Genomic DNA, 18,667 nt, shown 5'->3' with positions numbered 1-18,667 from the left:
AATGGAAGTAATTCGCAATTGCCTATGTGCCGAACGAGAATCAGAAAGTGATAGGGCGGGGGGAAATATTTTTTATTTGGCGGCAGGTGCCTTGCCAGTCACCGTCACCCACCACGGCGTGTGCTGCTCGATCTGCACCGGCAGGGTCGGCAGCAGCGCATTAAGCGCCAGCGTGGTGTCGCGCAATGGGAAGCTGCCAGTGATGCGCAGGTCGGCCACGTTTTTATCCACACCCAGGTAACCGGTGCGGTAGCGGCTCAATTCCTCGATCACATCGCCCAGGCGGGCGTTGTCCACCACCAGCATGCCGCGGGTCCAGGCGTCGGTGGCGGGGGTAACGGCCAGCAGTGGGCCGAGGCCGTCGCTGCGCATCAGCACTTGCTGGCCGGCCTTGAAGATTTGCTCCTGATGCAGCGCCTCGGGCTGGGCGGCCACCGCCGATTGCAGCACGCTCAAGCGCGTGGCGTCGTCTTCGCGCTTGACGATGAACCGCGTGCCCAACGCCCGCAGGCTGCCGTCGCGGGTTTGCACATAGAACGGGCGGGCATCGTTATGGCCGGTCTCGACCAGGATCTCGCCTTCCTGCAATACGATCAGGCGACGTTTTTCATCAAAACGCACGTCGATGGCGCTGTGGGTATTGAGGTTGATCAGCGTACCGTCCGCCAGCTTCAGCGTGCGCTGTTCACCCGTGGCGGTGCGTTGGTCGGCCAGCCAATAGTGGATCGGCACATAGCGCTCGCCGGCAAACAACGCCAGGCCGATCACCAGTGCAATGCTCGCCAGCCCACTGCCCAGCTTGCGCACGCGTTGGCGAATGCCTTCGCGCGATTGCAACAACGCCACCCGCGCCGGGCCCGAGGCCATGCTGAAACGCTGGTCGAGCATGCCCAGTTGGCGCCAGGCGCGGGCGTGCTCTTCATCGCTGGCCAGCCATTTATCGAACTCTTCGCGCTCAATGGCGCTGCCGTCGCCTGAATCAAGGGACAGCTGCCAGGCAATCGCCGCATCCAGCACGCGGGCCGACACGGGTTTGGAACTGATCACCGTCACAGCGGCTCGCCATACAGCGCGATGTAGCACTGGCGAATGCCCTGGGCCAGGTACTGGCGCACCCGGGGTACGGATACGCCCAGGCGATGGGCGATTTCCGCGTGGCCCAGGCCGTCGAGGCGGTTATAGAGGAAGGCGGCGCGGGCCTTGCTCGACAGCTTGCCGAGCAGACGGTCGATGGCCTTGAGGTCTTCGAGGATCAGTTGCTGTTCTTCCGGCGAGGGATGTTCGCTTTCCGGGATCAGCATCAGTTCGGTGAGATACGCCTGCTCCAGGGCGGCGCGGCGGAAGTAGTCGAACAACAGGCCCTTGGCGATCGCCACCAGAAAGGCCCGTGGCTCGCGGGGTTCGCGCAGCTCATCACGGCCGAGCAGACGTATGAAGGTGTCCTGGCTCAAATCCTCGGCACGGCTCGGGCAGGCGACGTTGCGTCGAAGCCAGGCCAGCAGCCAGCCACGATGGTCGCGATACAACGCACCAACAAGCTCACTGCGTGGGTTCTGGATCGACGACAAGGCATCACCTGGTAAACGCGATGTTTAAACTAACGAGAATTATTCGCGATTGTGTCAGAGCCGTGGGGTGGGCGCAATTGGCGTCTGTCGGTTTGTACCGGGGCAAGCCTGCTCACCACAAGGATCGGCGGCCTTAGAAAGAGGGCGCGTGTTTACGCCGTTTCCATTGGCTCAAACGCTCTAGCAGCGCCTGTGGGGTGTCGATGTGCTGCGCCCGTGCGCGGCTGAACAGGATCAGCATCAGCTCTGCCGTGGCCAGGGCATCGGCGCTGGCGTGATGGCGCTCGCCCACGTGCAGGTTGAAATGGTTGATCCAGTCGTCCAGCCCGGCCTCGCGGATATGCGCGTCGGGGCACAGCAAAGGGGCGATGTCGGCCACGTCCAGGAACGGGTGGGCCAGGCGGTAACCCAGGCTGTCCTTGAGCGCCCGGCACAGCATGTGTTGATCGAATGGCGCATGGAAGGCCAGCAACGGGCTGTCGCCGACGAACTCCATGAAATCCAGCAGTGCCTCGGCCGGGTCGCTGCCGGCGGCAATGGCACTGGGGCCGAGGCCGTGGATCAGTACGCTGGGGCTGAGTCTGGTCTCGGCGCGTTGCAGGGTGCGTTCGAACATCTGGGAGAAGTCCACCGCGCCGTCCTCGATCACCACCGCGCCGATGGACAGTACCTGGTCGCGATTGAGGTTCAGGCCACTGGTTTCCAGGTCCACCACCACCCAGCGCTGGCTGCGCAAAGGTTCGTTGCCTAGAGGCAAAGGCTTGCACAGTTGCTCCAGGCGCTGTTGTTGCGTGCTGTCGAGCCCCGGTTTTTTCGTACGCAGCCAGTTGAACAAGCTCACAGCTGATACCGCAACGTCAGGCTGCTTTGCAGGCGTTGGGCCTGGCGCAGGGATTCCCGCAGGATGCGCCGGTCCAGATGGTTGAGGCTGTCGGGGTCGACGCGGTTGGAATACGGCTGGTTCTCGCGGGTCTGCAACTGGTGCTGCTGCATGCGGGTTTGCTGGATAAAGTGGTAGGCCTCTTCGTAGGCGGCGCCATCCAGGGGCTCGATCACTTCCTTGACCACCAGTTGGCGCAGGCGCTCCAAGGTGTTGTTGGCGTGGATGCCATTGGCCAGGGCCAGCAGGCGCGCGCCGTCCACAAATGGCGTAAGGCCCTGCACCTTGAGGTCGAGGGTGGCTTTCTCGCCCCCTTTACGGGTCAGCACAAACTCGCGGAAGCGTCCTACAGGTGGGCGCTGGCGCAACGCGTTCTCGGCCAGCATGCGTTGGAACAATCGGTTGTCCGCGACCTGATCCAGAATGCCCTGGCGCAGTTGCTCGCAGCCACGCTCGTCGCCCCACACCACCCGCAGATCGAAATAGATACTGGAACCCAGCAGATTCTCCGGCGTGGCCTCGCGGATAAACGCTGCGAAACGGCGCGCCCACTCAGCCCGCGACAGGCACAACTCCGGGTTGCCGGCCATGATATTGCCCTTGCACAAGCTGAACCCGCAGAGCGCCAGGCTCTGGTTGATCTGCTGCGCCAGCGGCAGCAGCCGGCCACGCATCTCGGCCGCTTCGGCGGCGTCCTTGGCATCGAACAGGATGCCATTGTCCTGGTCGGTATACAGCGTCTGCTCGCGGCGGCCTTCGCTGCCAAAGCACAGCCAGCTGAACGGCACGCCGGGGTCGCCTTTCTCGGCCAGGGTCAGTTCGATCACCCGGCACACGGTGTGGTCGTTGAGCAGCGTAATGATGTGGGTGATCTGGGTGGACGACGCACCATGTGCCAGCATGCGCTCCACCAATTGGCCGATTTCGCCGCGAATCGCTACCAGGTTGTCTACCCGCGGTGCGTTGCGGATGGTGCGCGCCAGGTGCACCAGGTCCACCCGTTGCAGGGAAAACAGGTCGCGTTCGGACACCACGCCGCATAGGCGCTGCTCCTTGACCAGGCAAACATGGGCGATATGCCGCTCGGTCATGGCGATGGCCGCGTCGAAGGCGCTGTGGTCCGGGGTCAGGAAAAACGGTGCCTGGGTCATATGGCCTTCAATGGCCCGGCTGAAATCGCTGGTGCCATCGGCCACCACCTGGCGCAGGTCGCGCAGGGTGAAAATCCCCAAGGGCGCTTTGTGTTCATCGACGATCACGATACTGCCCACCTGCTGCTCATGCATCAGCGTAACGGCCTCGCGCAGCGGTGTGGTGGGGCTGCACGTTACCGGGTGGCGCATGGCCAATTCACCCAGGCGAGTGTTCAGGGAGTATTGAGTGCCGAGGGTTTCCACCGCCTTTTGCTGCACTTGCTGGTTGACCTGGTCCAACAGGCTGCTGACGCCGCGCAGGGCAAAGTCGCGAAACGGGCTGGACAGCGCGAACAGCTTGATAAACGCCGGTTTGTTCAGTTGCAGGCAGAAGGTGTCTTCGGCGGCCTTGTGCTCGGTGCGGGTGGCCCGTTCGCCGAGCAGGGCTGCCAGGGGGAAGCATTCGCCCGTGGTGATTTCAAAAGTGGTTTCGGCGCTGTCCGGCCGCTCGCCCACGACGCGACCCTGCTTGACGATATAAAAATGCTCTACCGGGCCGCCCGACGGTTTGAGGATGCTGTCGCCGGGGCTGTAGAAGCGTAACTGGCACTGTTCCACCAAAAACGCCAGGTGCGCGTTTTCCATCTGGTTGAACGGCGGGAAACGTTGCAGGAATTGCAGGGTGCCGTGGATATTTTGCAGTACAGCAGTTTTCCCCGCCTGGGCGTAGGCATCAGCTTTACTCATAACAGTGACCGCAGTTTTTTTGTCGTTATCGTCCTTCATGGTCGACTCCTGCGCAGCGGGTGCCCATTGGACGTAAGTCTAGGTCGCTGAAAACACCATAGAACTAGGGAAAAACCTTACATGACTATCGTCCAAACCCCGTAGAACACCCACTAGTCAAACTTTCCGACGAAGTGCACATTGATCGCCCTTCCGCAGATGTCTGACGAGTGTGCTGGGAGCTAGATGAGAATTGCTGAGAACCGTATGTCCGACCACGATATTTTGAGCGATGCCGAGCGTGAGGCGCTGAGCGCCGTGATGCTGGAGCCTGATTTACCGCCACAACGCGTGTTGATTGTTGACGATGACAAGGACGCGCGTGAACTGTTGGCGGAAATCCTGGGGCTGGACGGTATTCGCTGCATGACCGCCGACAGTGGTGAGGCGGCGTGGGATTTGTTGAAGTCCAGCAGCTCTATCGGTTTGTTGATCACCGACCTGCGCATGGCGCCCAGCAATGGCCTGGAACTGATCCGACAAGTGCGTGAATCCACCCGGGCGGCGTTGCCGATCATCATCATGTCGGGGGACGCCGAAGCGCCGGACGTGATCGATGCGATGCACTTGAGCGTAGTGGACTTTTTGCTCAAGCCGATTGATAGCGTGAAATTGGCAAAGATGGTGAAGCGGGAGTTGGGGATGGCGTCCTGATTCTGCGGTGTCTATAACGGCCTCATCGGGGGCAAGCCCCCTCCCACATGTTCTATTAGTTGTGGGAGGGGGCTTGCCCCCGATAGCGCCAGTTCAGCCACCACAACCCCAAAGAAAAAGCCCCGATCTCTCGATCAGGGCTTTTTCATTTACAGGCCGTTTTTAGCCTTGAACTCCCGACGCCGACGGTGCAACACCGGCTCGGTGTACCCGTTCGGCTGCTTGGTCCCTTCAATCACCAACTCCACCGCTGCCTGGAACGCGATGTTGCTGTCGAAATCCGGCGCCAGCGGACGATACAACTTGTCCCCGGCATTCTGACGGTCCACCACCGGCGCCATGCGCTTGAGGCTTTCCATCACCTGGGCTTCGTCGACGATGCCGTGGCGCAGCCAGTTGGCGATGTGCTGGCTGGAGATACGCAGGGTGGCGCGGTCTTCCATCAGGCCCACATCGTTGATGTCCGGCACTTTCGAGCAGCCGACGCCCTGGTCGATCCAGCGGACGACATAACCCAGGATGCCCTGGGCGTTGTTGTCCAGCTCGTTGCGGATCTCTTCGTCAGACCAATCGGTGTTGCTGGCCAGGGGAATGGTCAGGATGTCGTCCACCGACGCGCGCTCGCGCTTGGCCAACTCGGCCTGGCGGGCGAACACGTCGACCTTGTGGTAGTGCAACACGTGCAGCGCCGCCGCCGTAGGCGATGGCACCCACGCGGTATTGGCACCGGCCAGTGGGTGGGCGATTTTCTGTTCGAGCATCGCCGCCATCAGGTCGGGCATCGCCCACATGCCTTTACCGATCTGCGCACGGCCTTGCAGCCCGGTGCTCAAACCGATATCGACGTTCCAGTTTTCGTAGGCGCCGATCCATTTTTCCGCCTTCATCGCCGCCTTGCGCACCATCGCGCCGGCTTCCATGGAGGTGTGGATCTCGTCGCCCGTACGGTCGAGGAAGCCGGTGTTGATAAACACCACGCGCTCGCTGGCGGCCTTGATGCAGGCCTTGAGGTTGACCGTGGTGCGGCGTTCCTCGTCCATGATCCCGACTTTCAGCGTATTGCGTGGCAGCTTCAGCACGTCTTCGATACGGCCGAACAGCTCGTTGGTGAACGCGGCTTCTTCCGGGCCGTGCATCTTTGGTTTCACGATGTACACGGAACCGGTGCGGCTGTTCTTGCGGCTGCTGTTGCCGTTGAGGCTATGGATCGCGGCCAGGCTGGTGATCAGCCCGTCGAGAATGCCTTCCGGCACTTCGTTGCCGTCTTTGTCGAGGATCGCGTCGATAGTCATCAGATGACCCACGTTGCGTACGAACAGCAGCGAACGGCCATGCAGCGTCACGTCCTGGCCATTTACGCCGGTGTACACGCGGTCGGCGTTCATGGTCCGGGTGAAGGTCTTGCCGCCCTTGGACACTTCTTCGGCCAGGTCGCCCTTCATCAGGCCGAGCCAGTTGCGGTAGATCACCACTTTATCGTCGGCATCCACGGCGGCGACGGAGTCTTCGCAGTCCATGATGGTGGTCAGCGCGGCTTCCACCAGCACGTCTTTGACGCCGGCGGCGTCGGTCTGGCCGACCGGGGTGTTGGCGTCGATCTGGATTTCGAAGTGCAGGCCGTTGTGTTTCAACAGGATCGCAATCGGCTGGGCGCTGTCACCCTGGAAGCCGATCAGTTGTGCATCGTCGCGCAGGCCGCTGTTGCTGCCGCCCTTGAGGCTGACGATCAGCGTGCCATCGACGATCTTGTAGCCGGTCGAATCCACATGGCTGCCGGCGCTGAGCGGTGCGGCTTCATCGAGGAAGGCGCGGGCGAAGGCGATCACCTTGTCGCCACGGACTTTGTTGTAGCCCTGGCCCTTCTCGGCGCCGTCGGCTTCGCTGATGGCGTCGGTGCCGTACAGGGCGTCATACAACGAGCCCCAACGCGCATTCGAGGCGTTGAGGGCAAAGCGCGCGTTCATCACGGGCACCACCAGCTGCGGGCCGGCCATGCGGGCGATCTCGTCATCGACGTTTTGGGTCGTGGCCTGGAAATCCGCGGCTTCTGGCAGCAGGTATCCAATGTCTTGCAGGAAGGCTTTGTAAGCCACGGGGTCGTGCGCTTTACCTGCGTGAGTCTGGTGCCAGGTATCGATCCGCGCTTGGAAATCGTCGCGTTTGGCGAGTAGGGCTTTGTTCTTCGGTGCCAGGTCGTGGATGACCTTGTCGGCACCGGCCCAGAACTGGTCGGCAGTGATGCCGGTACCGGGAATGGCTTCGTTGTTCACGAAGTCGAACAGGACTTTGGCGACCTGCAGGCCACCGACTTGAACGTGTTCAGTCATTGCTTGCCTCACTCTGCGGAGCTTATGCGCTTTTTCAGATTTTCATTATGTAGTGCACGGTTGGGCATACTACATGATGACTTGCGGTTGTGAAAATTAGACTAAATACGTCGTTTAGCGACCCACTTTCGTCGTGCGGTCACAGCGGAGAACCGGATGTTCTCAAAAAACTATTGGATTGTTCCAGATAAATATAAAAATGGTACACGATTTGTTTTCGAGGGCTTCCGAGTCCACCTTGTAGATTGAATTCAGAGGGCTTCGCCATGGACCATCTTGTACTCACAATTATCGCCGCCGACAAACCCGGCCTGGTTGAACGCATCGCGCAGAATATTGCCACCCACGGTGGCAATTGGCTGGAAAGCCGCATGGCGCACATGGCCGGGCAATTTGCCGGGATCCTGCGGGTCAGCGTTCCAACAGAGAACCGTCAGGCGCTGGTCGGCGCGCTGGAGGACTTATCCACACACGGCATTCGCGTGCTGGTGGGCGAAGGCAGCAGCGGGCAGGCCTCGGCCTCCAAGTCGATCATGATGACGCTGGTGGGCAATGACCGTGCGGGCATTGTGCGCGAGATTACGGCGCTGCTGAGCAAGCAGGGCGTGAACCTGGAGAGCCTGAGCACGGACGTGCGCCCGGCGCCCATGAGCGGTGATCCGTTGTTTACTGCTGAAGCGCTGCTGCAGGTGCCGGCAGCGTTATCCCTGGATACCTTGCAGTTGTCCCTGGAAACCCTGGCGGACGACCTGATGGTGGAACTGCATCACGAGGAATAATCGGCCCACAGGGTTATGCATGGAAATCTTGCATGGGCCTGTGGATAACCTGTAGAGACCCTGCGCCAGGCCACGCCGTGCGGGGTTCTTCGCTACTTGAGCAAAAAACGAGCAGTTTCAAGGGCTTGTGCACAAATGGCGGGGATCAGGTTGTGGATAACCTTGGGGTGGATGTCTGCAAGCCACGTAGATTATGGCTTGCAGAGGTTTGTACGTTATTTGATCAGCGTTTGCGTGCGCTGAGCCAGATATCCACGCTGTACACCACCAGGCCCGCCCAGATGAACGCGAAGGCGGTCAAAGTGCTTGGTGCCAGATGCTCGCCGAACAGTAGCACGGCTTCCAGCAATACCAGGGTCGGCGCGACGTACTGCAAAAAGCCCAGGGCGGTATAGGGCAAATGCCTTGCGGCGGCGTTGAAACACACCAGCGGGATCAGTGTCACCGGGCCGGCGGCTACCAGCCACCAGGCTTCGGAGGTGCCCCAGAATTCCATCTGCGCACTGTGGGCGGTCGGGTTGAACAGCAGCCATGCAACCGCAATCGGCACCAGCATCCAGGTTTCCACCACCAGCCCCGGCAGGGCTTTCACCGGTGCCTGCTTGCGAATCAGCCCGTAGAAACCAAAGGTCAACGCCAGTACCAGCGATACCCACGGCAGGCTGCCCACTTGCCACACCTGCTGCGCCACACCCACCGCAGCCAGCCCAACGGCGACCCACTGCAAACGGCGCAGGCGTTCACCCAGGATCAACATGCCCAGTACCACATTCACCAACGGGTTGATGTAGTAACCCAGGCTCGCCTCCAGCATGCGCCCGGTGTTGACCGACCACACGTATGTCAGCCAGTTACCCGCGATCAACGAACCACTGAGTGCCAGGATCGCCAGGCGCTTGGGGTTGTCGCGCAGTTCGCGGAACCAGCCGGGATGTTTCCACACCATCAACAGCAAACCGCCGAACAGCGCCGACCACAGCACGCGGTGCACGATGATCTCTGCGGCGGGCACGCTGGCGATGGCTTTGAAGTAGAGCGGGAACAGGCCCCAGATGACATAGGCGCTCAGGCCCAGGATGTACCCCTTGCGGGGGTTGGCGGCGTGCATTGCAAAAATCCTTGCTCAGGCAACTGACAAAGTGGCGATTGTAGGGAAATCCGTGTCCCGGTCAAAACAGCTTCAACGGCTCTTCATTCAAGGCTGACAATTGCTCACGCAGCGCCAGCACCTGATCGCCCCAATACCGCTCGCTGCCGAACCACGGGAAGCTATGGGGGAACGCCGGGTCATCCCAGCGGCGTGCCAGCCAGGCGCTGTAATGCATCAGGCGCAGGGCACGCAGGGGTTCGATCAGCGCCAGTTCACGCGGGTCGAAGTCGTGGAACTCCTGATAGCCGTCCATCAATTCCGACAGCTGCCCCAGACATTCCTGGCGATCGCCGGCGAGCATCATCCACAGGTCCTGCACCGCCGGGCCCATGCGGCAGTCATCCAGGTCGACGATGTGGAACATCTCGTCGCGGCACATCATGTTGCCGGGATGGCAATCGCCGTGCATGCGGATGTTCTTGTGCGGCGTGGCCCTGTACACCTCTTCCACACGCTTGAGCAGGTCGCGGGCCACGGACTCGTAGGCCGGCAACAGGCTCTTGGGGATGAAATTGCCTTCGAGCAGGGTGGTGAGGGAGTCGTGCCCGAAATTCTTCACGCCCAGGGCTTCACGGTGTTCGAACGGGCGGGTAGAGCCCACCGCATGCAAACGGCCGAGCAGTTGCCCGAGGCGATAGAGTTGGTCGAGGTTGCCTGGTTCCGGCGCGCGGCCGCCACGGCGCGGGAACAGGGTGAAGCGGAATCCGGCATGTTCGAACAGGCTTTCGCCGTTGTGAATCAGTGGCGCGACCACCGGCACTTCGCATTCGGCCAGTTCGAAGGTGAAGCGGTGTTCTTCGAGGATCGCCTCGTTGGTCCAGCGCTGCGGGCGGTAGAACTTGGCGATCAGCGGCTCGGCGTCTTCGATGCCGACTTGGTAGACGCGGTTTTCGTAGCTGTTGAGTGCCAGGACGCGAGCGTCGCTGAGGAAACCGATGCTTTCGACGGCGTCGAGGACCAGGTCGGGGGTGAGTGTTTCAAACGGGTGGGCCATGCGAACTCCTGCGCGCAGCAGGGCGCCGCGTCCGGCCGGGTATGGTAACGCACCGGGGCTGAGATAGGGGGTGGCTGTGCCATTGCTATCGGGGGCAAGTCGAATCGTCGCACCGCCCCTCCCACATTGACTGCATTCACATATTTTGACTGTGAACACAGTCAGTGTGGGAGGGGGCTTGCCCCCGATGAGGCTTTGTCAGGCGCCGACGATACCGCCGTCATCCCGCCGAATTGCCATCACTGACGAGCGCGGCTTGCCATTCGGCAGATGTTCCGGCCAGGTCGAACCGCCGGTTTCGCCTGGGTGCTGAATCCCCACAAACAACGTCTTCTGATCCGGCGAGAAGCTGATGCCCGTCACTTCACACGCTACCGGGCCGACCATGAAACGGCGGATTTCCCCGGTGGAGGGGTCGGCGCAGAGCATCTGGTTGTTGCCCATGCCCGCGAAGTCACCCGCGTTGCTGTAGTCGCCATCGGTGAGAATCCACAGGCGTCCAGCCTTGTCGAAACCCAGGCCGTCCGGGCTGTTGAACATGTTCTGCGGGTTGATATTCGACGAGCCACCCTTTGGCGTGCCAGCGTGCACGCCCGGGTTGCCGGCCACCACAAACAGGTCCCAGCTGAATTCGGTGGAACCGTGGTTATCCGCGTCGGCCTTCCAGCGCAGGATCTGGCCGTAGACGTTTTTTTCACGCGGGTTGGGGCCACCCACCGGCTGGCCGTCTTCACCGCGCTTGGCGTTGTTGGTGAGGGTGCAATAGACCTGGCCATCGGTGGGGCTGACCACAATCCATTCCGGGCGGTCCATGCGCGTGGCCTTCACCACGCTGGCGGCCAGGCGCGCGTGGATCAGCACTTCGGCCTGGCTGGCGAAACCGGTGCTGGCGTCGATGCCGTTCTTGCCGTGGGTGAGTTCGACCCATTGGCCCTTGCCCTTGGGGTGATCGGCGTTGCCGTCGCCCGCGTCGAAGATCGCCACGTACAAGGTGCCGTGGTCGAGCAGGTCCTTGTTGGCCTTGGGGTTGTGGTGGTTGATCGGGTCGCGGCTGACGAACTTGTAGATGAACTCGCCGCGTTCGTCGTCGCCCATGTACACCACGGCGCGGCCGTCACGGGTTTCGGCCAGGGCGGCGTTTTCGTGCTTGAAGCGGCCCAGGGCCGTGCGCTTGACCGGCGTGGACTTGGGGTCGAACGGGTCGATTTCCACCACCCAACCGTGGCGGTTGAGTTCGTTGGGGTTCTTGGCGATGTCGAAGCGCGGGTCGTGCGGGTGCCAGTTGATGTCTTTGCTGGCGGCCACCACACCGTAGCGTTTCTGCCCGGCGTCGAAGGTTTGTTGCGGGTTGCTGCTGCCAAAGCAGTCGGTAAAGTTCTCTTCGCACGTCAGGTAAGTACCCCACGGCGTCTTGCCGTTGGCGCAGTTCTGGAAGGTGCCGAGGGCTTTCTTGCCGGTTTTGTCGGCGCTGGTTTTCAGCCAGGCGTGGCCAGCGGCGGGGCCGCTGAGGTTGATCGGCGAGTTGCCGTGGATGCGCCGGTTGTAGCGCGAGTCCTGCACGAACTGCCAGGTGTCGCCCTTGCGCCGCACTTCGATCACCGACACGCCTTCGCTGGCCTGGGCCTTGCGCACGTCTTCGGCCGATTGCGGCGCGCCGCCGTGGGCGAAGAGGTAGCGGTAATTGGTGTATTCGTTGTTGATCGCCATCAGCGCACGGTTGTCGTCGCCCGGGAAGGCGAACAGGCTCATGCCGTCGTTGTTGTCACCGAACTGCTGCTCCTGGGCCTTGGCCGTGCCGTTGCCGGACGGGTCGAAGGCGGGTGCGCTCTTGCTCAGCGGTTGGCCCCAACTGATCAGCACCGAGGCGCTGTAGCCTGGCGGCAAGGTGATGGCGTCACTGGTGGCGGCGGCGATGCTGGTAAAGCCCAGCAGCGGGCTGCTGGCGCTGGCGGCGTTGACGGCCAGGGCGCTGCGGCTCAGCAGGTTGCCACCGAGGAACATTGCGGCACCGCACAGGGCGCCAGCGCCGATAAAGCGGCGGCGGGTGAGGCCGACCATCTGTTCAAGGTCGGTGGCTTGGTTTTCTTCTAATAGGCTCATCTCAGGCTCCCTGCGGTTTTTGCAGACACCATAAGGAGCGGGCGTGACGAAATGGTTGCAGTTTGAAGGCGGGCTGCGGCTACACCGGCGTACCGAGCAGCACATTGCTCGGCGCGAACTGCACGGTGATGGTTTTACCTACGACGGCGCCCACGTCCTTGAGTGCGTCGGGCCGCGCCAGGGCGCATAAAACCTGGCCATTGGGCAGGGCGATGCGCACTTCGCCGGGGCCGTCGTCGGCGTCGAGAATGGCGTCGACGGTGCCGCTCATGCAATTGTGTCCAGGTGTTGCAGATTGCTTGGATGGGAGCAATTCCAGCCATCCGGCCTTGATCAATGCGACCACTTCCACACCGGTTTCCAGCTCCAGGCGCTGCGTGCTGTCGTGGGTGATCTGCGCGTCCAGGCTCAGGCCGCCGGCCAGTTGCAGGCGGATCAGATCGTTACGGCCCTGCTGCTCGATGGCGATGACCTGGCCTTGCAATTGGTTGCGCGCGCTGGTGCGCAGCATCAAGCGGCCGAGCAGGTTGAAGTCGCTGGCGGCTTCATCGGAGCCCAGCACCTCGGCTTGCAGCGCTTGCAGACGCTGGTACAGACGCAACACGCGCTCACCTTCGGTCGTCAGCTTGGCACCGCCGCCGCCCTTGCCGCCCACGCTGCGTTCTACCAACGGCTTTTGTGCGAGGTTGTTCAACTCGTCGATGGCATCCCACGCCGCCTTGTAACTCAAGCCTGCGCTTTTGGCCGCGCGGGTGATGGAACCCTGCTCGGCGATATGCGCCAGCAAGGCAATGCGCTGGGGGCGGCGAATGATGTGTTGGCTGAGGGAGGCTGGCAGAGACATGGGATACGCTTCGATGGGATTGGCCGAACGTTGCGGGCACGGTGGGCTGGAGTCAAGTCAACTGCCCGGTTTGGGCGTGCGGGCCAGGCAATACACATCGACCTGCTTCGCACCGGCGTTCATCAATAACCGCGCCAGGCTGTGGGCCGTGGCGCCGGTCGTCAGCACGTCGTCGACCAGGGCGAAATGCCGGCCCTGCACCTGGGCGTCGGGCGCCAGGGCGAAGGCGCCGAGCAGGTTGCGTTTACGGTTCTTGGCGTCAAGGGCCTGTTGGGCCACGGTTTCATGGGGGCGTAACAACAGCTGTTCATCGTGGGGGATGTTCAAGTCGCTGCCGAGCCAGCGTGCCAGCATCAACGCCTGGTTGTAGCCGCGTTCGCGCAGACGCTTGCGCGCCATGGGCACCGGTAGCAGGCACTCGGGGCGTACGAGTTCGGTATTGTCAAAGCGATGTTGCAGGTGTTGCGCCAGGAGCCACGCCAGCATCTGCCCGAGGGGCCAGCGTGCCTGATGCTTGAAGCGGCTGATCAGGCTGTCGATGGGAAAGCTGTAGGACCAGGGGGCGATGACCTGTTTAAACGCGGGGGGATTTTTTTGGCATTGCCCGCAAATCAAACCCTCCATCGGCAAGGGCAGGGCACACACATCGCAGTGCTCCATGAGCCAGGGCAGCTCGGTTTCGCAGACGTTGCACACACAATGGGCGGAAGATGTCGCTTCATCACAGATTAAACAGGTTTGTATGTTATTTAACCAGATGTAAACCTGGTGTTTGTATCTCGGTTGACAGTACATGAATCTTCCTTAAATATGCCGAGCATCCGTGTCGTGCCTGTGGGTATTGCCCTTCCCGCAGCGCTTGCCAAAGCATAATCAAGGAATCGCCCATGAGCGCCAGCACCACCGCCACCTTGCGTCACGATTGGTCCCTCGCCGAAGTCAAAGCGCTGTTCGTGCAGCCGTTCAATGACCTGCTGTTCCAGGCGCAGACCGTGCACCGCGCGCATTTCGACGCCAACCGTGTGCAAGTGTCGACGCTGCTCTCGATCAAGACCGGCGCCTGCCCGGAAGATTGCAAATATTGTCCGCAGTCGGGCCACTACAACACCGGGCTGGAAAAAGAGAAGCTGATGGAAGTGCAGAAGGTCCTCGAAGAGGCTGCCCGCGCCAAAGCCATCGGCTCGACGCGCTTCTGCATGGGTGCCGCCTGGAAACACCCGTCGGCCAAAGATATGCCCTATGTGTTGCAGATGGTCAAAGGCGTAAAGGCCATGGGCCTGGAAACCTGCATGACCCTCGGCCGCCTCGACCAGGACCAGACCGAAGCCCTGGCCCAGGCCGGCCTGGACTATTACAACCACAACCTCGACACCTCGCCGGAGTTCTACGGCAGCATCATCACCACCCGCACCTACAGCGAGCGTCTGCAAACCCTGGCCTATGTACGTGATTCGGGGATGAAGATCTGCTCCGGCGGCATCCTCGGCATGGGCGAGTCCCTCGACGACCGCGCCAATTTGCTGATCCAGCTGGCCAACCTGCCGGAGCATCCGGAGTCGGTGCCGATCAACATGCTGGTGAAGGTGGCGGGGACACCGCTGGAAAACGCCGAAGACATCGACCCATTCGACTTCATCCGCATGCTCGCCGTGGCGCGCATCCTGATGCCGAAGTCCCACGTGCGCCTGTCGGCCGGCCGTGAGGCGATGAACGAGCAGATGCAGGCGTTGGCGTTCTTTGCCGGTGCCAACTCCATCTTCTACGGCGACAAGTTGCTGACCACCGCCAACCCGCAGGCTGACAAGGACATGCAACTGTTCGCGCGCCTGGGCATCCTGCCGGAAGCCCGTGAAGAACATGCCGATGAAGTGCATCAGGCGGCAATCGAGCAGGCGTTGGTGGAGCAGAAGAGCAGCGAGCAGTTCTACAACGCTGTTGTTTGATTGAAATGCCAGCCAACTGTGGGAAAGGACTGGTGTGGGAGGGGGCTTGCCCCCTCCCACACTGGATCCCCTTCACATTCTTTAGCGCGTACATCCTGTTTAATCGAGGCCAGCATGTCTTTCGATCTCGCCGCGCGCCTCGCTGCCCGTCGTGCCGAACACCTTTACCGCCAACGCCCGCTACTCGACAGCCCCCAAGGCCCGGAAGTGGTGGTGGACGGCCAGCCGCTGTTGGCGTTCTGCAATAACGATTACCTGGGCCTGGCCAATCACCCGCAAGTGATCGAGGCCTGGCGCGCCGGTGCCTCCCGTTGGGGTGTGGGCGGCGGCGCTTCGCACCTGGTGGTCGGGCATGCCACGCCGCACCATGAACTGGAAGAGGCCCTGGCCGACCTCACCGGTCGCCCGCGTGCGCTGCTGTTTACCACCGGTTACATGGCCAACCTCGGCGCGGTCACGGCGTTGGTGGGGCAGGGCGATACGGTGCTGGAAGACCGTCTCAACCATGCGTCGCTGCTGGACGCGGGCTTGCTCTCGGGGGCGCGTTTCAATCGTTACCTGCATAACGATGCGCAGAGCCTGGCCAAGCGCCTGGAAAAAGCTACCGGCAATACCCTGGTGGTCACCGATGGTGTGTTCAGCATGGACGGCGACCTGGCCGACCTGCCCGCGCTGGCCCGCGAAACCAAGGCCAAAGGCGCCTGGTTGATGGTGGATGACGCCCATGGTTTTGGCCCCCTGGGCGCCAACGGCGGCGGGATCGTCGAGCATTTCGGCTTGAGCCAGGACGACGTGCCGGTGCTGGTCGGCACCCTCGGCAAGGCGTTCGGCACGGCCGGGGCGTTTGTGGCCGGCAGTGAAGAGCTGATCGAAAGCCTGATCCAGTTCGCCCGCCCTTACATCTACACCACCAGCCAACCGCCCGCCCTGGCCTGCGCCACCTTGAAAAGCCTGGAACTGTTGCGCACTGAGCATTGGCGGCGCGAGCACCTCAACCGCCTGATCAGCCAGTTCCGCCAGGGCGCCGAGCAGCTTGGGCTGGACCTGATGGACAGCTTCACGCCGATCCAACCCATCCTGATCGGCGACAGCGCCAAGGCCATGCGGCTGTCGCAGATGCTGCGCGAACGCGGCCTGATGGTCACAGCTATTCGCCCACCGACCGTGCCCGCCGGCAGTGCGCGTCTGCGCGTGACATTGACGGCGGCCCACAGCGCGGCGCAGGTGCAGCTATTGTTAAACGCACTGGAAGCGTGTTTCCGCTTGTTAGGCAGTTCGGAGCCCAACCATGCGTGATCGACTGATATTGCTGCCCGGCTGGGGCCTCGGTGTATCGCCGCTGGAGCCGTTGGCCGCCGCCTTGCAAGGTTTGGACGAGCACCTGCAGGTGCAGATCGAACCGTTGCCCGCACTGGATTCCAGCGACCTGAATGAGTGGCTCGACGAACTCGACGCCACGCTGCCGGACAACGCCTGGCTGGGCGGCTGGTCCCTGGGCGGCATGCTGGCTTCGGAGCTGGCGGCGCGGCGTGGCGAACGTTGCTGTGGCCTGCTGACCCTGGCGAGTAACCCGTGTTTCGTCGCCCACGCTGGCTGGCCAAGCGCGATGTCCTCCGAGACCTTCGACGCGTTCCTCGCTGGCTGCCATGCCGACTCCCAGGTCACCCTCAAGCGCTTCGGCCTGTTGTGCGCCAAGGGCGCCGAAGACCCGCGCGGACTGTCGCGCCTGCTGGTCAGTGGCGCGCCGAACACGCCCTCCAGTGTGTTGATGCCCGGCCTTGAGCTACTCGCCCAGTTGGATACCCGTGAAGCCTTATTGGCCTATCGCGGCCCGCAGTTGCACCTGTTCGCCGGCCTGGACGGGTTGGTACCCGCCGAAGCCGCCAGCGACCTGCTGGCCCTGCTGCCGGATGTTGAAATCGGCCTGATTGAACAGGCCGGCCACGCGTTTCTTCTGGAAGACCCTCACGGTGTAGCGGGGGCCATCCAGGCTTTTTTGCATGAGTGCGTCGATGACTGATTTATCCCACGCCCCGCTGCCGGGCGCGTTGCCGGACAAGCGCCAGGTGGCGGCGTCCTTTTCCCGTGCCGCCGCCAGTTACGACAGTGTTGCCGAATTGCAGCGGGCGGTGGGCAGCCAATTGCTGGCGCGCCTGCCGGCCAATACCGCGCCGCAACGCTGGTTGGACATGGGCTGCGGCACCGGGTATTTCAGTCGCGTGCTGGGTGAACAGTGGCCCGCCAGCGAAGGCATCGCGCTGGATATCGCCGAAGGCATGCTCAACCACGCACGCCCCCTGGGTGGCGCCGAGCACTTCATCGCCGGCGACGCCGAACGCTTGCCGCTCAAAGCTGAGAGCGTGCAGCTGCTGTTTTCCTCCCTCGCGGTGCAGTGGTGTGCGAATTTCGAGGCGGTGCTCAGCGAAGCCTATCGGGTGTTGCAACCGGGCGGAGTGCTGGCCTTCGCCAGTCTCTGCGTGGGCACCCTGGAAGAACTGCGCGAAAGCTGGCGTGCGGCGGATGGCCTGGTGCACGTCAATCGCTTCCGCACCTTCGAGGCGTATCAACACTTGTGTGCGGCCAGCGGCCTGCGGGTGGTGAGCCTGGAGCGCCGTCCTCATGTGTTGCATTACCCGGATGTACGCAGCCTGACCCACGAATTGAAGGCCCTGGGCGCGCATAACCTCAACCCCGGTCGCCCCGGTGGGTTGACGGGGCGCGCGCGGATTGTTGCACTGGTGCACGCGTATGAGCGGTTCCGCCAGGCCCAAGGCCTGCCGGCGACTTACCAAGTGGTGTATGCCGTACTGGAGAAACCTCTATGAGCGCCGCCTACTTCATCACCGGTACCGACACCGATGTCGGTAAGACCACCATCGCCGCCGGCCTGTTGCACGCGGCGCGGCAAGCCGGTAGAAGCACCGCGGCTGGCAAGCCGGTGGCCTCCGGTTGCCAGGTCACGCCCAAGGGCTTGCGCAACGCCGATGCACTGGCGTTGCTGGCTGAATGCTCGTTGCCGTTGAGTTATGCCGAGGTCAACCCGGTGGCCTTCGAACCGGCCATCGCTCCCCACCTGGCGGCGCGGGAGGCAGGTTTCTCGCTCACCGTGCAATCGTTGTTGAAGCCCATGCAGCAGATTCTGGCACGGCAAGCGGATTTCACCCTGATCGAAGGCGCCGGCGGCTGGCGGGTGCCATTGGCCGATCAGGCGAACCTGTCGGACCTGGCCATGGCGCTGAAGTTGCCGGTGATCCTGGTGGTGGGCGTGCGCCTGGGTTGCATCAGCCATGCCTTGCTGACCGCCGAAGCCATCGCCCGGGACGGCCTGCAGTTGGCCGGGTGGGTGGCCAATATCATCGAGCCCAAGACCTCCCGTCTGGAAGAAAACCTCGCCACCCTGGCCGAGCGCCTGCCTGCGCCATGCCTGGGGCGTGTGCCGAAACTCAAGCACGCCGGGGCTGAAACGGTTGCCGAGTACTTACAGTTGGACCTGCTTGACTGATTTTGGC

Annotated in this window: 17 protein-coding genes; 7 read left to right on the top strand and 10 right to left on the bottom strand. The window is 62.4% G+C overall.

Features of this window, described 5'->3' with window-relative positions; translation table 11 throughout:
• Positions 1-72 precede the first annotated feature (72 nt).
• The 4 genes from K5K89_RS26770 to K5K89_RS26755 form a co-directional block, all read right to left on the bottom strand.
• Entirely contained in the window at positions 73-1,053 is a 981-nt protein-coding gene (locus K5K89_RS26770) for a FecR domain-containing protein (RefSeq protein WP_071490276.1), read from the bottom strand.
• Positions 1,050-1,568, bottom strand: a complete 519-nt coding sequence (locus K5K89_RS26765; RefSeq protein WP_222540544.1) for an RNA polymerase sigma factor — start codon at positions 1,566-1,568, stop codon at positions 1,050-1,052. The genes K5K89_RS26770 and K5K89_RS26765 overlap by 4 nt, the downstream gene beginning before the upstream one ends.
• A gap of 133 nt (positions 1,569-1,701) precedes the next feature.
• Positions 1,702-2,409 carry a PolC-type DNA polymerase III gene (locus tag K5K89_RS26760; protein ID WP_222540543.1) on the bottom strand — a complete coding sequence of 236 codons (708 nt, stop codon included), beginning with the start codon at positions 2,407-2,409 and terminating at the stop codon, positions 1,702-1,704.
• The gene (locus K5K89_RS26755; RefSeq protein WP_170856044.1) at positions 2,406-4,328 is read right to left on the bottom strand and encodes a putative nucleotidyltransferase substrate binding domain-containing protein; all 1,923 of its coding nucleotides are present in this window, start codon (positions 4,326-4,328) and stop codon (positions 2,406-2,408) included. Before K5K89_RS26755 ends, K5K89_RS26760 begins: the two co-directional genes overlap by 4 nt.
• A gap of 246 nt (positions 4,329-4,574) precedes the next feature.
• Between K5K89_RS26755 and K5K89_RS26750 the strand changes: the two genes are divergently transcribed.
• On the top strand, positions 4,575-5,021 hold the full coding sequence (locus K5K89_RS26750) for a response regulator (RefSeq protein WP_058426679.1): 447 nt from the start codon (positions 4,575-4,577) through the stop codon (positions 5,019-5,021).
• A 149-nt stretch (positions 5,022-5,170) separates the two neighbouring features.
• Here the strand turns inward: K5K89_RS26750 and K5K89_RS26745 are convergent, their stop codons facing one another.
• Positions 5,171-7,348, bottom strand: a complete 2,178-nt coding sequence (locus K5K89_RS26745; RefSeq protein ID WP_093120794.1) for a malate synthase G — start codon at positions 7,346-7,348, stop codon at positions 5,171-5,173.
• 266 nt (positions 7,349-7,614) lie between these two features.
• On the opposite strand from K5K89_RS26745, the gene K5K89_RS26740 reads away from it, so the two are divergent.
• Positions 7,615-8,127, top strand: coding sequence for a glycine cleavage system protein R (locus K5K89_RS26740; protein ID WP_071490271.1), 513 nt, complete (start codon positions 7,615-7,617; stop codon positions 8,125-8,127).
• A gap of 223 nt (positions 8,128-8,350) precedes the next feature.
• Here K5K89_RS26740 and rarD read toward each other — a convergent pair whose 3' ends face one another.
• The 5 genes from rarD to K5K89_RS26715 all read right to left on the bottom strand — a co-directional run bounded on the left by rarD (position 8,351) and on the right by K5K89_RS26715 (position 14,010).
• On the bottom strand, positions 8,351-9,235 hold the full coding sequence (gene rarD / locus K5K89_RS26735; RefSeq protein WP_071490270.1) for an EamA family transporter RarD: 885 nt from the start codon (positions 9,233-9,235) through the stop codon (positions 8,351-8,353).
• Between the two features lie 61 nt (positions 9,236-9,296).
• On the bottom strand, positions 9,297-10,271 hold the full coding sequence (locus tag K5K89_RS26730; protein ID WP_222540542.1) for a serine/threonine protein kinase: 975 nt from the start codon (positions 10,269-10,271) through the stop codon (positions 9,297-9,299).
• Positions 10,272-10,469: 198 nt separating this feature from the next.
• Entirely contained in the window at positions 10,470-12,371 is a 1,902-nt protein-coding gene (locus tag K5K89_RS26725; RefSeq protein ID WP_222540541.1) for a PhoX family protein, read from the bottom strand.
• A 79-nt stretch (positions 12,372-12,450) separates the two neighbouring features.
• On the bottom strand, positions 12,451-13,215 hold the full coding sequence (locus tag K5K89_RS26720) for a TOBE domain-containing protein (RefSeq protein WP_222540540.1): 765 nt from the start codon (positions 13,213-13,215) through the stop codon (positions 12,451-12,453).
• Between the two features lie 57 nt (positions 13,216-13,272).
• Positions 13,273-14,010 (bottom strand): ComF family protein, encoded by a 738-nt coding sequence (locus K5K89_RS26715; protein ID WP_071490266.1) that lies wholly within the window; start codon positions 14,008-14,010, stop codon positions 13,273-13,275.
• Between the two features lie 92 nt (positions 14,011-14,102).
• On the opposite strand from K5K89_RS26715, the gene bioB reads away from it, so the two are divergent.
• From bioB to bioD, 5 genes are all read left to right on the top strand, one after another.
• Complete coding sequence (gene bioB, locus K5K89_RS26710) at positions 14,103-15,158, top strand: biotin synthase BioB (protein ID WP_058426686.1); 1,056 nt, start codon at positions 14,103-14,105, stop codon at positions 15,156-15,158.
• 114 nt (positions 15,159-15,272) lie between these two features.
• Complete coding sequence (bioF, locus tag K5K89_RS26705) at positions 15,273-16,454, top strand: 8-amino-7-oxononanoate synthase (RefSeq protein ID WP_222540539.1); 1,182 nt, start codon at positions 15,273-15,275, stop codon at positions 16,452-16,454.
• Positions 16,447-17,178: an alpha/beta fold hydrolase gene (locus K5K89_RS26700; RefSeq protein WP_222540538.1), complete on the top strand. Its 732-nt coding sequence runs from the start codon at positions 16,447-16,449 to the stop codon at positions 17,176-17,178. The genes bioF and K5K89_RS26700 overlap by 8 nt, the downstream gene beginning before the upstream one ends.
• Complete coding sequence (gene bioC / locus K5K89_RS26695) at positions 17,171-17,983, top strand: malonyl-ACP O-methyltransferase BioC (RefSeq protein ID WP_071490263.1); 813 nt, start codon at positions 17,171-17,173, stop codon at positions 17,981-17,983. Before K5K89_RS26700 ends, bioC begins: the two co-directional genes overlap by 8 nt.
• A complete protein-coding gene (gene bioD, locus K5K89_RS26690) occupies positions 17,980-18,660 on the top strand; it encodes a dethiobiotin synthase (RefSeq protein WP_071490262.1) in 681 nt (226 codons plus the stop codon). Before bioC ends, bioD begins: the two co-directional genes overlap by 4 nt.
• Positions 18,661-18,667 lie beyond the last annotated feature (7 nt).

It is taken from the genome of Pseudomonas sp. DR208 (assembly GCF_019823005.1).
GTDB classification, from domain to species: domain Bacteria; phylum Pseudomonadota; class Gammaproteobacteria; order Pseudomonadales; family Pseudomonadaceae; genus Aquipseudomonas; species Aquipseudomonas extremorientalis.
This window is presented reverse-complemented; position numbering and strand designations above follow the sequence as displayed.